Here is a 13,992-nt window from a genome sequence, read left to right as displayed (position 1 = left end):
GGCAATCGACGGCGCGGGCTCGACCTCGTGTAGGACGCGGTGATATCAGGCCGTGATGATCCATCCCTCGAGCGGATCGATGCCCTCGGGCAGCCCATAGCCCGGCCCGGCGCTCGTGCGGCGCGCCGCCCCCCAGGCCGCCTGCACGAGGCACAGTACGGCATCGATGCGGTCGCCTTTCGCATCGTCCAGCAGATGAGCGCGCGCCGCGTCATCGAGCGCCAGTCGAAGGCCGAGGCGCGAAGCACCTTTCTCGAGCGCCGCCAGAAGGTCTTCGCGCGCCGCGCGGCGCGCGGGCGTCTGCGAAGCGGCATCGTCGCTCTTGTAGCTGCGCCGCCCGACCAGCTCGCGCGCAAGCAGGCCCGGATAGGCCTCCAATGCGATGCGTGCGCCGCACTCCGCGGGCATGTGCAGGCCCGGCAGCGAAGCGCCTGCCTCCAGCAACCGCGGGACGCCGGCATGCAGCATGAACGCGACCGGCGGATTCACCCACTTCATCGATGGACTCGATCCTGCGGGACCGTCCGTCGCGCGATGGGCGAACTTGCCTCCGACGGGACGCGCGGCACAGAACGCCGCGAAGCGCTCCCGAATCTCGGCGCGCGAAAGGCCCGCGTAGCGCGCGATCAACGCCTGCCATTGCAGCGGCCAGCCCAGGTGCTCGACCAGTTCCCGCGGCAGCCCGAACGGAAAATCGAAAGCGCCGATCCATTCCGGCGCGCTGCGCAGCCACTGGCCCCACGCATCGAGCGACGCGAAGTGTTCGAGGCCGGTCAGCGTGACGCAGCCCGCCTGCACGGTACCGAGCGCGATCACGATCGGCTTGCGCGCGGTCGGCGCGCTCGAGAAGTCGCAGCCGAAAAGCAGCATCGCCGACGCCGCGCTCAGCCCAGCGCGAGCGCGACGACGCCGGCGGCGATGAAGAGTGCGCCGACCAGCCGCAGCACGCGATCGCCCTCGCGCAGCAGGTGGCCGCCGATCAATGCCGCGAACAGCATCGACACCTCGCGTGCGGGCGCCACGTGCGAGATCGGTGCCTGCTGCACCGCATAGAGCACCAGCACATACGAGATCGGACTGATCACCGCGACGATCAACGCGTACTTCCATTGCTCGCGCCAGAGCCGCAGCGTGGCCGGCCGGTCGCGCAGTGCCGCGGGTGCGAGCAGGACGACGCGCACGATGTTGCCGAAGTAGTCGACCAGGATCGGCGACATGGCGAGGAACTTGACGGCGTAGCTGTCGGTCACGGTGTAGGCCGCGATGAAGGCGCCGGTTGCCACGCCGTAGCGGATGCCCTTGTGCACGCGCTGGCGCCGGGCTGCATCGTGCGTGCCGCGCCACAGCCGCGGTCCGCCCGCGATCAGGAACACGCCCAGCACCACGCCGGCGATGCCCGCGACCCCGGTCACGCTGATGTGTTCGCCGAGAAAGACAAGCGCCACCAGCGACGACAGCAGCGGGCCGGAGCCGCGCGCCAGCGGATAGACCACCGTGAGGTCGGCCTTGCGATAGCCGCGCAGCAGGATCACGTAATAGAACACGTGCAGTACGCCGCTCGCCACGACCAGGCTCCACTGCTCAGCGCCCCAGTGCGGCACCACGTTCCAGCCCAGCGCGATGCCGAGCGGGGCCCACACGACCATCATGAACACGCCGGTCTGGAACGCGAAGCGCGCGTCGCCGTTCGCCTTCTTGGCGGCAATGTTCCAGCTGGCGTGGATGACCCCGGCAAGCAGGATCAGTGCGAACGCGGAAAGGGGCACTCCCGGATCAGTCGGATGCCGGATCCGTCGGCTTCAGTGCCGCCCGACGATGGCGGCAGTGGCCATCAGTTCCTCGAGCAGCGCGAGCGACACTTTGCCCGACACCGAGTACGGATCCAGCTCGGGCCGCTCGGAATACTTCAGCAGCGTCGATGCGTTGAGACGGGAGAGATTGACCTGCCCCATGGTCCAGCCACCGAAGCGGCGCTCGGAGATCTCTTCGTAGTCCAGCAGCACGACGTCCTTGTGGCGCGGGTCTTTCTGGATATGGCCGTACAGCTCGCTGATCGCCATCCGGCCGCCTTCGATGGCTTGCAGGAAGACGCCGGCGCCGTAGCAGAGGATGCCCGTGATGCCGCAGGCCGTGTTGTGCGAGCGCGATTGCGCGAGGATCGCCTCGATGGCGGCCGGGCTGTTGTCGACGGCGCGGCTGGCGTAGATAAGTCGTACGAGCATGAGGTTCAGCCCTTGCGCGGCAACAGGGAAAGGAATTCGCGGCGAAGGTTGGGGTCCTTCAGGAACACGCCGCGCATCACCGAATTGATCATCTTGCTGTCCATTTCCTTGACGCCGCGCCATTGCATGCAGAAGTGCTCGGCCTCGACCACCAGCGCGAGGCCGTCCGGCTGCGTCTTCTCCTGGATCAGGTCGGCCAGCTGCACCACGGCTTCTTCCTGGATCTGCGGCCGGCCCATGACCCACTCGGCCAGGCGCGCGTACTTGGACAGGCCGATCACGTTGGTCTTCTCGTTCGGCATGACGCCGATCCAGAGCTTGCCGATGATCGGGCAGAAATGGTGAGAGCAGGCGCTGCGCACCGTGATCGGCCCGACGATCATGAGCTCGTTGAGATGCTCGGCGTTCGGGAATTCGGTCAGCGGCGGCGGCGCCACGTAGCGGCCCTTGAACACCTCGTTCAGGTACATCTTGGCGACGCGCCGCGCGGTGTTGCCGGTGTTGTGATCGTTGTCGGTATCGATCACGAGGCTCTGCAGCACGCCCTTCATCTTGACCTCGACCTCGTCGAGCAGATGCTCGAGTTCGCCGGGCTCGATGAACTCGGCGATGTTGTCGTTGGCATTGAAGCGCCGGCGCGCGGCGAGCAGGCGTTCGCGTATCTTCACGGACACGGGCGTGCCCTCGTCCCCTGCCCCGTCCTCGGGGCGCAGTGCGGCGTCGGTGGTCCTTAGCATGGGTGCATCCTAACAGTGAATGTATTTCGGACGGCCGCCGCTGCAGGGCGCGACCCGCCTCGGCGCGAAGCTACTGTTTTGATAGCAGAAAATCCGTGACCAGCGGCAGGTGATCGGACATGCGGGCCCAGATGGGACCGCGCGGCACCGAACTCGCCACCGCCTCGATCTGCCGGCCGTAAATGAAGTCGAGCTGCGCAACGGGCAGGCGCGAGGGATAGGTCAGCGTGCGCGGTCCGCGCAGATCGCTCGCGTCGCGCAGGCCCATCGCGTTCATCGCGTAGCGCATGCGCGCACCCCAGTCGTTGAAGTCGCCGGCCACGATCAACGGCTCGCCGGCCGGAATCTCGCGCTCGATGAAATCGCGCAACAGCGCAACCTGCCGCACGCGGCTGCCCCGGATGAGACCGAGATGCACCACGATCGCGTGCACCAGCAGGCCATCGACGTCGATCGCCACGTGCAGCAGCCCGCGCTGCTCGAAGCGGTGGTCCGAGATGTCCTGGTGCGTCTTGCGCAGCACCGGCCAGCGGGTCAGCAGCGCGTTGCCGTGCTCGCCGTGGCGGGTGATGGCGTTGGTCTCGTAGACCGCCGTATAGCCCTCGGGCGCAAGGAAATCGGCTTGCGGCAGCTCGGGCCAGCGGCTGAAGCGCGCAGCGGCCTGGCGGTTCATCTTGCGCACTTCCTGCAGACACACGATGTCGGCGTCGAGCTGCTCGATCGCATGGCCGAGGTTGTGGATCTCGAGCCGCCGCGCCGGCCCGATGCCCTGCACACCCTTGTGGATGTTGTAGGTGGCCACCCGGAAACCATTCATGCTCGCTGGCGGATTCATCGCACAAATTGTGGCAGCAGCAGGACGGCTTCCGCATTCGAAGGGGAAAAGCAGGCGTCGGCGGCTTCGCGCCAGGGCAGCCATCGCCAGGCCGTGTGTTCGCGCGGGTCGAGCCGCGGCGTCAGGCGCTCGGGCACGCACAGGCCGAACAGGTGCTCGGTGTTGTGGGTGACGCCCTCTGCGTAGCGCGAACGCCAGCGCGGATAGATCTCGTAGACGTTCTCGAGCTGCCAGTCGACCAGTTGCGAAGCGAGCGCGCTGGCTTCGCCGCAATCGATGCCGGTTTCTTCGGCGACCTCGCGCGCGGCGGTGAGCGCCAGCGGCTCGTCCTCGCGATCCTTGCTGCCGGTGACGGATTGCCAGAACCCGTCGGCATCGGCACGGCGGATCAACAGCACGTCGAGCGCCGGCGTGTGGATCACGACCAGCACGGACTCGGGGATCTTGAAGGGCTTCGGCGACATCGGATGCCGCCGATTTTCGCCTATCGCGCAGTGCCGCGCCGCTTGGGGAACCAGGGATAGAAACGATTGGTGCGCCGGATGTAGTCGGCATATTCAGGCCGCAGGTTGCTCATCTTGGCTTCGAGCCAGCCGATGCCCTGCCGATAGGCCATGCGGTGATGCATGCGCAGCGGCGAGACGATCGTGAAGAGCCCGACCCAGTGGTCGCATGCGATCAGGAAGATGCCCCACCAGACCAGCGCCTCGCCGAAATAGTTGGGATGGCGCGTGTAGCGCCAGAAGCCCGTGTCGAGCACCCGGCCCTTGTTCGACGGATCGGCCTTGAAGCGGCCGAGTTGCCAGTCGCACAGCGCTTCCATGAAGAAGCCGATGGTCCAGACCGCCAGGCCGATCATCGCGACCGGGCCGAGTTCGGTCGGCTGCAGGTAGAACTGCGTCACCTGCAGCGGCAGCGAGGTGATCCACATCATGATGCCCTGGATCCCGAACACCTTGCGGTAGATGTACCAGTCGGCGTCGATGCCGGCTGCGGCCGCCTGCTTGCGGTAGTTCTCGTAGCGGTCGAGCTCGCGCCAGCCGTCGGCGCGGCTGCGCATGACGAGATGGGCCGACAGGCGCACGCCCCAGATCAGCGCGCAGGCCGTGATCAGCAGCTTGCGCGACTCCACGCCGACGCCCGCCGTATGGGCATAGGTCACCAGCGCGATCGTGCCGTAGCCCAGCCCCCACCACCAGTCCGCGAGCGTGGCGTCGCCGGTCTTGATGCTGATGCGCCAGAGCAGGAACTGCACGCCGAGGGACAGCACGGCAGTCATGAGGAGGTTGACCAGCAACCCGGGAGCGAGATCTGCGGACATGGATGGTTTTCCTTCAGTCGAGCTTGACGCCGGCCTTCTTGATCAGCGCGCCCCAGCGCGCCGCGTCCGTGCGGACCTGCGCCACGAACTGCGCATGCGGCATGCCGCCCGGCTCGTAGCCGAGTTCGCGCACGCGCGCCTGCACATCGGGTTGCGCCAGCACCTTGCGTATCTCGCTTTCGAGCCGCGCCATCACCTCGGGCGGCGTCCTGGCGGGCACGAACAACGCGGCCCAGGCGGCCGCCTCGAAGCCCGGATAGCCCAATTCGGCGAGCGTGGGCACATCGGGCGTCAGCGGCGAGCGCTGGCTGCCGGTGACGGCGAGCAGCCGTACCTTGCCGACCGCGAGCTGCGGCTTGAGCGTCACGAAGTCGAGGAAGACGGCCGCGATCTCGCCGCTCATCAGCGCCATCATGGCCGGCGCGCTGCCCTTGTACGGCACGTGGGTCATGCCGAGGCCATTCGCCTCGTTGAGCGCGTAGCCCAGCAGATGGCCGGAAGAGCCCGGCCCGATCGAGGCGTAGTTGTAGTCCTGCGGGTTGCGCCGGGCTTCCTCGACATAGGCCTTGAAGGTCGTGGCCTTCACCTTGGCCGTGCTCACCGCCAGCCACTGCGGCGAAGTCGCGAGATCGGTCACCGGCGTCAGGTCGGCCAGCGCGTCATAGGGCAGCTTGCTGTAGAGGCTCATCGTCTGCACCAGCAGCGGCACGTTGAGCAGCAGGGTGTAGCCGTCCGGCGCCGATTTGGCGACGAAATCCGAAGCGATCACCGAACTCGCACCCGGCTTGTTCTCCACGATCACCGGCTGCTTCATCGATTCGGAAAGCTTCTGGGCGAACAGCCGGCCGAGCACGTCGCCCCCACCGCCGGGTGCAAAGGGCACGACGATGCGCAAGGACCGGCTCGGGTAGTCGGGCGTTTGCGCGAAGCCGGGCGAGGCTGCGAGCGAGGCGCCGGACGCCATCAGCTGGGTCAGAAAGATTCGGCGTGGATGCGGTGTCATCGGTGTCTCCTTCATCGGCGCGGTGCGCTTGACGGGATTCATTGGAAAAGAGAGATTCCCGCAGTACAAACTCTTTTTCAACTTTCTCTCGCATCATGGGAACTTCTCGCGCCACCGGTGGCGTTCAAAGCGCAGTCCGCGTGCTGACCTTGCTCAGGCACGTGGGTGCCCATCACGCGACCGGCATCCGGCTGAAGGACCTGATCACATTGAGCGGTATCGACCGCTCGACGGCGCATCGGCTGCTGGCCTGCCTGGTGAAGCAGGCGTTCGTCGAGCGCCCGCCCGGATCGCAGCACTACCGGCTGGGCATGGAAGCCATGCAACTGGGGCTCGTGTCGGCCGGCATGGCCCCCGTGATCGAGCGGCTTCGCCCGGCGATGCAGAAGATCGCGCGGCTTACCGGCGACACCGTGTTCCTGATCGTGCAGAGCGGCGACCATGCGCTTTGCCTGCACCGCGAGGAAGGCTCCTACCCGATCAAGGCCTTCGTCGTCGAGCCCGGGAGCCGCCGCCTGCTGGGCCTGAGCGCGGTGGGTGTCGATCGGATGGCCCGCATGGAAGATGCCGACGTCGCCGCGATGCATGCGCGGCACCCTGCCGACTATGCACGCGCCCACATGAGCCTCGCCAGGCTCATGTCCCTGATCCGCGCAGCGCGCCGGTCAGGCCATGCCGAAATGGTGGATGCGCGCACCGAGCAGACCTCGGGCGTCGGCTGCGCGTTCCAGCTATCGGCCCACAGCTACGCGGGCATCAGCATCGCCGCGATCAATGCCCGCATGCCGGCGCGGCGCCGCGCCGAACTCGGGACGCAACTGCGCACGGAGGTGCAGCCTTTCGAATGGACGGAAACGGGCGACGCTGCGCACTGAGCGCGGCCGTCCCGCAGGCCCGTGGTGCTGCCCGAGCCTCAGGCGGCCTGGACGTTGCGAAGCTTGATGTGCAGCTCGCGCAGCTGCTTCTCGTCGACCGGGCTCGGCGCCTGCGTCAGCAGGTCCTGCGCGCGCTGGGTCTTGGGGAAGGCGATCACGTCGCGGATCGATTCGGCGCCGGTCATCAGCATGACGAGACGATCCAGGCCGATCGCGATGCCGCCGTGCGGCGGTGCGCCGTATTGCAGCGCATCGAGCAGGAAGCCGAACTTGTTCTGCGCATCCTCGGCACTGATCTTGAGCGCGCGGAACACCTTGCTCTGCACTTCCTCGCGATGGATACGCACCGACCCGCCGCCCATCTCGATGCCGTTGAGCACCATGTCGTAGGCCTTGGCGATGCACTTCTCGGGCGCGGTGTCCATGAGGTCCTCGTGCCCGTCCTTGGGCGCGGTGAACGGATGGTGCACGGCCGACCAGCGCTGGCCTTCCTCGTCGAATTCGAACATCGGGAAATCGACCACCCAGAGCGGCGCCCAGCGGTCGTCGAACAGGCCGGTCTTGCGGCCGAAGGCGCTGTGGCCGATCTTGACGCGCAGCGCACCGATCGCGTCGTTCACGACCTTTTCCTTGTCGGCACCGAAGAACAGGATGTCGCCGTTGCACGCGCCGGTGCGGGCGATGATCTCGGCCAGCGCGCTGTCGTCGAGGTTCTTGACGATCGGGCTCTGCAGCCCTTCGCGGCCGGCCTGGACGTCGTTGACCTTGATGTAGGCCAGGCCCTTGGCGCCGTAGATCTTGACGAACTCCTGGTAGGCGTCGATCTCGCCGCGCGACAGCCCGCCCTCGGCACCGCCGCCGGGCACGCGCAGCGCCACCACGCGACCACCGGCCATGTTGGCCGCACCCGCGAACACCTTGAACTCCACGCGCTTCATGAGCTCGGTGAGCTCGGTGAATTCGAGCTTCACGCGCAGGTCGGGCTTGTCCGAGCCGTACTTGAACATCGCGTCGCCGTAGCTCATGGTCGGGAACACCGGCAGGTCGATGCCCGCGGCGTTGCGGAACACGTTGCGGATCATGCCCTCGAACATCTCCCGGATTTCCTCTTCGGCGAGGAACGAGGTCTCGATGTCGATCTGCGTGAATTCGGGCTGGCGATCGGCGCGCAGGTCTTCGTCGCGGAAGCACTTGACGATCTGGTAGTAGCGGTCGTAGCCGGCCACCATCAAGAGCTGCTTGAAGAGCTGCGGCGACTGCGGCAGCGCGAAGAAGCTGCCGTCGTGCACGCGGCTGGGCACCAGGTAGTCGCGCGCGCCTTCGGGCGTGGACTTGCCGAGCATCGGCGTCTCGATGTCGATGAAGCCGTTGGCATCGAGGAACTTGCGCGTCTCCATGGTGACCTTGTAGCGCAGCATCATGTTGCGCTGCATCACCGGACGGCGCAGGTCCAGCACGCGGTGCGTGAGGCGGGTGGTTTCCGACAGGTTGTCGTCGTCCAGCAGGAAGGGCGGCGTGACCGACGGGTTGAGCACCTTCATCTCCTGGCACAGCACCTCGATTTTGCCGCTCTTCAGGTTCTCGTTGACCGTGCCCTCGGGGCGCGCGCGCACCAGGCCGACGACCTGCATGCAGAACTCGTTGCGCAGGCCTTCCGCGGTCGCGAAGGTCGCGACGCGGTCGGGATCGCACACCACCTGCACGTAGCCTTCGCGGTCGCGCAGGTCGATGAAGATCACGCCGCCGTGGTCGCGCCGGCGATTGACCCAGCCGCACAGGGTGACGGTTTCGCCCATCAGGGCTTCGGTCACGAGACCGCAATAGTGAGAACGCATGGCCATAGCTGGATTCCGGCGCCGGAGCGGCGCGTTGCTTTACTTGAGTGCGATGGTGGCGGGGCCGCCGGGAACGACCACCCCCATCGAGACGATGTACTTGAGCGCTTCATCCACGCTCATCTTGAGTTCGATGCAGTCGCTGCGCTTGAGCATCACGAAGTAGCCGCCCGTGGGATTGGGCGTGGTCGGCACGTAGACGCCGAGATAGTCGCCGCCGCCCAGGTGATCGACCACGTCCCTGCCGGGGGTGCCGGTCACGAAGGCGATGGTCCACACGCTCTCGCGCGGCCACTGGATCAGCACGGCGGTGCGGAAGGCATTGCCGTTCTCGGAGAACAGCGTGTCCGACACCTGCTTGACGCTGGAATAGATCGAGCGCACGACGGGAATGCGCCGCACCACCGCATCGCCCCAGCCGAGCAGCCGCTTGCCGACGAAATTGCTGGCGATCGCGCCGACCGCCAGCAGGATCGCCAGCGTGAGCAGCACACCGAGGCCGCGCACCCTGTGGTCGTTGAGCCACTGCTGCCACGCCTCGGGCAGCAGCCACAGCGTCTGGTCGAGCGTGCCGATGATCCAGTTCAGCACGCCCAGCGTGATGACCAGCGGCACGATGACCAGCAAGCCGGAAAGCAGCCATTTGCGCAGGGCGAGCATGGCGCAGACTCAGTCGCTCTTGGCTGCGGGCGCGGCGGCAGCCGCGGGTGCGGGGGCCGGTGCAGGTGACTTTGCCGCGGTTTCCGCGGGCTTGGCAGCGGCGCCGTCGGCCGTTGCAGCCGGTGCGGCTGCGGGTTCGGCGCCCTTGTTGCCGGCCTGGTCACCGTTCTTCTCGCCGCCCTTCTTCCCGCCGCCGTCGCGAAAGTCGGTCACGTACCAGCCGGAGCCCTTGAGCTGGAAGCCGGCGGCCGTGAGCTGTTTGCTGAACGCGCTCGCGCCGCAAGACGGGCATTCCGTGAGCGGCGCGTCGGACAATTTCTGCAGCGCGTCCTTGGCAAAGCCGCAGGCGCCGCACTTGTAGGCGTAAATGGGCATGGATTCGGGGGGTGGGTATGGAGCAGCCGGCGGCCGCTCGCAAAGCCCTCGATTATAAGCGCGCAGCCCCCCGGACCGCGGCCCGCCCTTCCTTGTAACGGCGGCGCTCCCGGGCGGCGAGCAGGTAGCTCGACACGACGACGAACACCGCCACCAGCGCGATCACGACGGTGGCCAGCGCATTGACCGTCGGGTCCAGCCCCAGGCGGGCGCGCGAGAAGATCACCAGCGGCAGCGTCGTCGAGCCCGGCCCCGAGAGGAAGGCGGACATCACCACGTCGTCGAGCGACAGCGTGAAGGTCAGGAGCCAGGCCGCCATCAGCGACTCGGCGATCATCGGCAGGGTCACGAGCCAGAACACCTGCAGCGGGCGCGCGCCCAGATCCTGGGCCGCCTCCTCGAACTGCGGATTGAGGTCGCGCAGCCGGGCGCTGATCACCACCGTGGCATAGGCCATGCCCACCAGCAGGTGGCCGAACCAGATCGTGACCAGGCCGCGCTCGGGAAAACCGAAGGTGCGCTGGACCGAGACCAGCATCAGCAGCAACGACAGTCCGACGATGACCTCGGGCATCACGAGCGGCGCGCTGACCATGCCCGAGAACATCGTGCGGCCCCGGAAGCGCGGAAAGCGCTCCAGCGTGAAGGCTGCCAGCGTGCCCAGCACGATGGCGCCGGTCGCGGTGGCGGCGGCGATGCGCAGCGAGAGGAACAGGCCGTCGCGGATCTCCTCGTCGCCGGCCAGCTTGTGGTACCAGCGCAGGCTGAAGCCCGCCCACACGTTGGGCACCGGCGAATCGGTGACGCTGAAGACGATCAGCGCGACGATCGGCAGGTAGAGGAACCCGAAGCCCAGCAGCAGCCAGATGCGGCCGGTCCAGCGCGCGGCGGGTGTCGCGATCATCCGCGCGCCGCCCTGGCCTGGGCGTTGTTGAAGAGCGCCAGTGGCACGATGATCAGCAGCACCATGACCACGGCCACGCTGGACGCCATCGGCCAGTCGTTGTTGGAGAAGAACTCGTCCCACAGCACGCGGCCGATCATCAGCGTCTCGGGGCCGCCCAGCAATTCGGGAATGACGTACTCGCCGACGCAGGGAATGAAGACCAGCATCGCGCCGGCGACGATCCCGCTGCGCGACAGCGGCACGGTCACGCGCCAGAAGGCCTGCCAAGCCGTCGCGCCCAGGTCCTGCGCGGCCTCCAGCAATTGCAGGTCCATCTTGGACAGCGTGCCGTAGAGCGGCAGCACCATGAAGGGCAGGTAGGTGTAGACCATGCCCAGCACGAGCGAGAAAGGGCTGTACATGAACTGGCCGGGCGAGGAGATCAGGCCCAGCGGCAGCAGCAGGCTGTCGGCATGGATGTACGCAAGGAAACGGCCGACCCAGCCGGTGTCGGCGTCCAGCAAGCCTTTCCACGCGTAGACGCGCAGCAGGAAGCTGGTCCAGAACGGCAGCATCACGCCCATCAGCAGCAGCGGCTGCCGGGCCGCGGACGCACGCGCCATGAAGTAGGCGAAGGGATAGCCGATGAGCAGGCAGATCACGGTGGTGACACCCGCATAGAGCAGCGAATGCCCGTAGGTCGCCACGTAGAGGTCGTCCTGCAGCAGCGTGGCGTAATTCTGCAGCTTCAGCGTCAGCGAGAACTGCTGGTTCGCGAAGCTGAGCAGGTCGCTCACCCGGGCGCCGTCCATTTCCGCGAAGCTGATGCGCAGCACGATCAAGAAGGGCAGCAGGAAAAAAACCAGCAGCCACAACGTGGGCGCACCGATCACGAGGCTGCGGCCCCGCACGAAGGCGGGCTTGCCGTCAGCCTGCGCGGAACGCCCGAGGGCATCGGACCTGTCCATGCCGCCCGTCCTACTGCGTGAGCACGACCTGCGAGGTCGGCAGCCAATGGGCCCAGACGGCGTCGCCTTCGACGGGGACGCCCTCGCGGTGCCGGGTTTCGTTCTCGACATTGACCTTGAGCGCGGCACCGCTGGCCAGCTCGAGGTGGTAGACCGTGTAGACCCCGAAATACGACGAGGCCCGGACCACGCCGCGGGCCTTGTTGTGATCGTCCTCAGGCTCGCTTGCGCAGAGGTGGATCTTCTCGGGCCGCACCGCGACGGTGACGGTCTGCCCCTGGTAGCCGGTGATCCCGTGGCCGACACGGTGCAGCACGTCGGCGCAGCGGATGTCGACGTGGTCGGCCTCGTCGGTCTCGATCACGCCATCCATCAGGTTGACGTTGCCGATGAAGTCGGCAACGAAGCGCGTCGCAGGCGTCTCGTAGACGTCGGCCGGACTGCCGACCTGCAGGAAGCGGCCTTCGCTCATCACCGCCATGCGCGAGGCCATGGTCATGGCCTCCTCCTGGTCGTGGGTCACCAGCACGCAGGTCACGCCGACCTGCCGGATGATGTTGACCAGTTCGATCTGCGTCGCCTCGCGCAGCTTCTTGTCGAGCGCGCCGAGCGGCTCGTCGAGCAGCAGCAATTGCGGCCGCTTGGCCAGGCTGCGCGCCAGCGCCACGCGCTGCTGCTGGCCGCCGGAGAGCTGATGCGGCTTGCGCCCGGCCAGCGCCGTGAGCTGCACCAGGCGCAGCATCTCGTCGACGCGCGCCGCGATCTCGGCCTTGGGCAGCTTGTCGCGACGCAGGCCGAAGGCGATGTTGTCCCGGACCGTCAGGTGCGGAAACAGCGCGTACGACTGGAACATCATGTTGACCGGCCGCTCGTAGGGCGGCCGGCCCGCGAGATCGACGCCGTCGAGCACCACCCGTCCCGACGACGGCGCCTCGAAGCCGGCGAGGATCCGCAGCAGCGTGCTCTTGCCGCAGCCCGAAGAGCCGAGCAGCGCGAAGATCTCGCCGCGCGCGACGTCCAGGCTGACCTGGTCCACCGCGCGGAAATCGCCGAAGTCCTTGGTGACGGCCTCGATGCGCAGGAAGGCGCCTGGCGCCCCGGAAGCATTCATACGCACCCTGTCAGCGATTGGCCTTGAAGTTGGTGAAGGTGCGCGTCACCAGCCGCAGCGTGGCCTGGTCCGGCGTGTCGGGCGGAATCATCGTCGCGAGCGCGGCCGCATCGGGGAACACGGCCTTGTCCTTGGCCAGCACCGGATTGACGAACTTCATCGCTGCCTTGTTGGGGTTCGCGTAGAACACCTTGTTGGTGAGCGACGCATGCACCTCCGGGCGCAGGATGTAGTTGATCCACTTGTACGCGTTCTCCGGATGCTTGGCGTCCTTGGGGATCGCCATCGTGTCGAAGAACAGCAGGCCGCCCATCTTGGGCAGCAGCACCTCGAGGTTCTGCGGATTCTTCGCCTTGGTCGACTTGTCCTTGGCGATCATGATGTCGCCCGACCAGCCGATCACCGCGCACAGCTGGCCCTTGGCCATCTGGTCGATGTAGTCGGAGCCGGAGCCGGAGAAACGCGTCACGTCGGGCCGCACGGCCTTCAGCATGTCGCCCGCGGCCTTGTAGTCGGCCGGGTCCTTGCTGCGCGGATCCTTGCCGATGTACTTGAGCGCGATCGGCAAAATCTCCGACGCGGTGTCGAGGAAGGACACGCCGCAGCCCTTGAGCTTCGACGCGTACTCGGGCTTGAACACCAGGTCCCAGGCGTTGTCCGGCATCGGCATGCTGCCGAGCGCCTTCTTCACCTTGTCGGCGTTGATACCCACCGTCGTGTAGCCCCAGAGCCAGTCGACGATGTAGTCGTTGCCCGGGTCCATCTTGGCCAGTTGGGCCTGGATCGCCGGATCGAGATTGGCGAGGTTGGGGATCCTGGACTTGTCCAGCTTCTGCAGCAGGCCGGCCTGGATCTGCATCTTGGCGAAGTGGGAGCCCGGCACGACGATGTCGTAGCCGCTCATGCCGGCCACCAGCTTGGCATGCAGCGCCTCGTTGCTGTCGAACAGGTCATAGCGGACCTTGATGCCGGTTTCCTTCTCGAAGTTCGCGACCGTGTCGTCGGCGATGTAGTCGCCCCAGTTGTAGATGTTGAGGACCTTCTCCTCTTGCGCATGGACGGGAGCGCCCAGCACGGCAGCGCCCAGGGCCAGAGCCCACAGGATCCGCGCGGGGCGCAGCAACATCGATTTCATGGAACGAACCTCCGGAAAGAATTGAGCAA

Annotated in this window: 16 protein-coding genes; 1 reads left to right on the top strand and 15 read right to left on the bottom strand. The window is 66.9% G+C overall.

Annotated features, from left to right (window positions below):
- Nucleotides 1-45 precede the first annotated feature (45 nt).
- The 8 genes from WDLP6_RS06085 to WDLP6_RS06050 form a co-directional block, all read right to left on the bottom strand.
- The gene (locus WDLP6_RS06085) at nt 46-870 is read right to left on the bottom strand and encodes a DUF429 domain-containing protein (protein WP_162591623.1); all 825 of its coding nucleotides are present in this window, start codon (nt 868-870) and stop codon (nt 46-48) included.
- Nucleotides 871-884: 14 nt separating this feature from the next.
- On the bottom strand, nt 885-1,766 hold the full coding sequence (locus WDLP6_RS06080) for a DMT family transporter (protein ID WP_162591622.1): 882 nt from the start codon (nt 1,764-1,766) through the stop codon (nt 885-887).
- A gap of 33 nt (nt 1,767-1,799) precedes the next feature.
- Nucleotides 1,800-2,222 (bottom strand): BLUF domain-containing protein, encoded by a 423-nt coding sequence (locus WDLP6_RS06075; RefSeq protein ID WP_162591621.1) that lies wholly within the window; start codon nt 2,220-2,222, stop codon nt 1,800-1,802.
- Between the two features lie 5 nt (nt 2,223-2,227).
- Nucleotides 2,228-2,959 carry a GTP cyclohydrolase I gene (folE, locus tag WDLP6_RS06070; RefSeq protein ID WP_162566270.1) on the bottom strand — a complete coding sequence of 244 codons (732 nt, stop codon included), beginning with the start codon at nt 2,957-2,959 and terminating at the stop codon, nt 2,228-2,230.
- Between the two features lie 70 nt (nt 2,960-3,029).
- The gene (locus WDLP6_RS06065; protein WP_162566269.1) at nt 3,030-3,794 is read right to left on the bottom strand and encodes an endonuclease/exonuclease/phosphatase family protein; all 765 of its coding nucleotides are present in this window, start codon (nt 3,792-3,794) and stop codon (nt 3,030-3,032) included.
- Nucleotides 3,791-4,258 carry a dihydroneopterin triphosphate diphosphatase gene (gene nudB / locus WDLP6_RS06060; RefSeq protein WP_162591620.1) on the bottom strand — a complete coding sequence of 156 codons (468 nt, stop codon included), beginning with the start codon at nt 4,256-4,258 and terminating at the stop codon, nt 3,791-3,793. The genes WDLP6_RS06065 and nudB overlap by 4 nt, the downstream gene beginning before the upstream one ends.
- Before the next feature lie 20 nt (nt 4,259-4,278).
- Nucleotides 4,279-5,115 carry a DUF1295 domain-containing protein gene (locus WDLP6_RS06055; protein WP_162591619.1) on the bottom strand — a complete coding sequence of 279 codons (837 nt, stop codon included), beginning with the start codon at nt 5,113-5,115 and terminating at the stop codon, nt 4,279-4,281.
- A 13-nt stretch (nt 5,116-5,128) separates the two neighbouring features.
- A complete protein-coding gene (locus tag WDLP6_RS06050; protein WP_162591618.1) occupies nt 5,129-6,118 on the bottom strand; it encodes a Bug family tripartite tricarboxylate transporter substrate binding protein in 990 nt (329 codons plus the stop codon).
- A gap of 95 nt (nt 6,119-6,213) precedes the next feature.
- Here WDLP6_RS06050 and WDLP6_RS06045 point away from each other — a divergent pair, with 95 nt between their 5' ends.
- Nucleotides 6,214-6,993, top strand: coding sequence for an IclR family transcriptional regulator (locus tag WDLP6_RS06045; RefSeq protein ID WP_162591617.1), 780 nt, complete (start codon nt 6,214-6,216; stop codon nt 6,991-6,993).
- Between the two features lie 38 nt (nt 6,994-7,031).
- Here WDLP6_RS06045 and aspS read toward each other — a convergent pair whose 3' ends face one another.
- Genes aspS through WDLP6_RS06010 form a run of 7 tightly spaced genes read right to left on the bottom strand, consistent with a single transcriptional unit; the run spans nt 7,032 to nt 13,963 of the window.
- On the bottom strand, nt 7,032-8,834 hold the full coding sequence (gene aspS, locus WDLP6_RS06040; RefSeq protein ID WP_162591616.1) for an aspartate--tRNA ligase: 1,803 nt from the start codon (nt 8,832-8,834) through the stop codon (nt 7,032-7,034).
- Between the two features lie 33 nt (nt 8,835-8,867).
- Complete coding sequence (locus WDLP6_RS06035) at nt 8,868-9,488, bottom strand: DUF502 domain-containing protein (protein WP_162566263.1); 621 nt, start codon at nt 9,486-9,488, stop codon at nt 8,868-8,870.
- Nucleotides 9,489-9,497: 9 nt separating this feature from the next.
- Entirely contained in the window at nt 9,498-9,863 is a 366-nt protein-coding gene (locus tag WDLP6_RS06030; RefSeq protein ID WP_162591615.1) for an FmdB family zinc ribbon protein, read from the bottom strand.
- A gap of 52 nt (nt 9,864-9,915) precedes the next feature.
- On the bottom strand, nt 9,916-10,767 hold the full coding sequence (locus WDLP6_RS06025; protein ID WP_162591614.1) for an ABC transporter permease subunit: 852 nt from the start codon (nt 10,765-10,767) through the stop codon (nt 9,916-9,918).
- The gene (locus WDLP6_RS06020) at nt 10,764-11,828 is read right to left on the bottom strand and encodes an ABC transporter permease (RefSeq protein WP_443083395.1); all 1,065 of its coding nucleotides are present in this window, start codon (nt 11,826-11,828) and stop codon (nt 10,764-10,766) included. Before WDLP6_RS06020 ends, WDLP6_RS06025 begins: the two co-directional genes overlap by 4 nt.
- Nucleotides 11,728-12,828: an ABC transporter ATP-binding protein gene (locus WDLP6_RS06015; RefSeq protein WP_162566259.1), complete on the bottom strand. Its 1,101-nt coding sequence runs from the start codon at nt 12,826-12,828 to the stop codon at nt 11,728-11,730. The genes WDLP6_RS06020 and WDLP6_RS06015 overlap by 101 nt, the downstream gene beginning before the upstream one ends.
- Before the next feature lie 10 nt (nt 12,829-12,838).
- Entirely contained in the window at nt 12,839-13,963 is a 1,125-nt protein-coding gene (locus WDLP6_RS06010) for a polyamine ABC transporter substrate-binding protein (protein ID WP_162591612.1), read from the bottom strand.
- Between the last annotated feature and the right edge of the window lie 29 nt (nt 13,964-13,992).

This window comes from Variovorax sp. PBL-E5, assembly GCF_901827185.1.
In the GTDB taxonomy this organism is placed as follows: domain Bacteria; phylum Pseudomonadota; class Gammaproteobacteria; order Burkholderiales; family Burkholderiaceae_C; genus Variovorax.
This window is presented reverse-complemented; position numbering and strand designations above follow the sequence as displayed.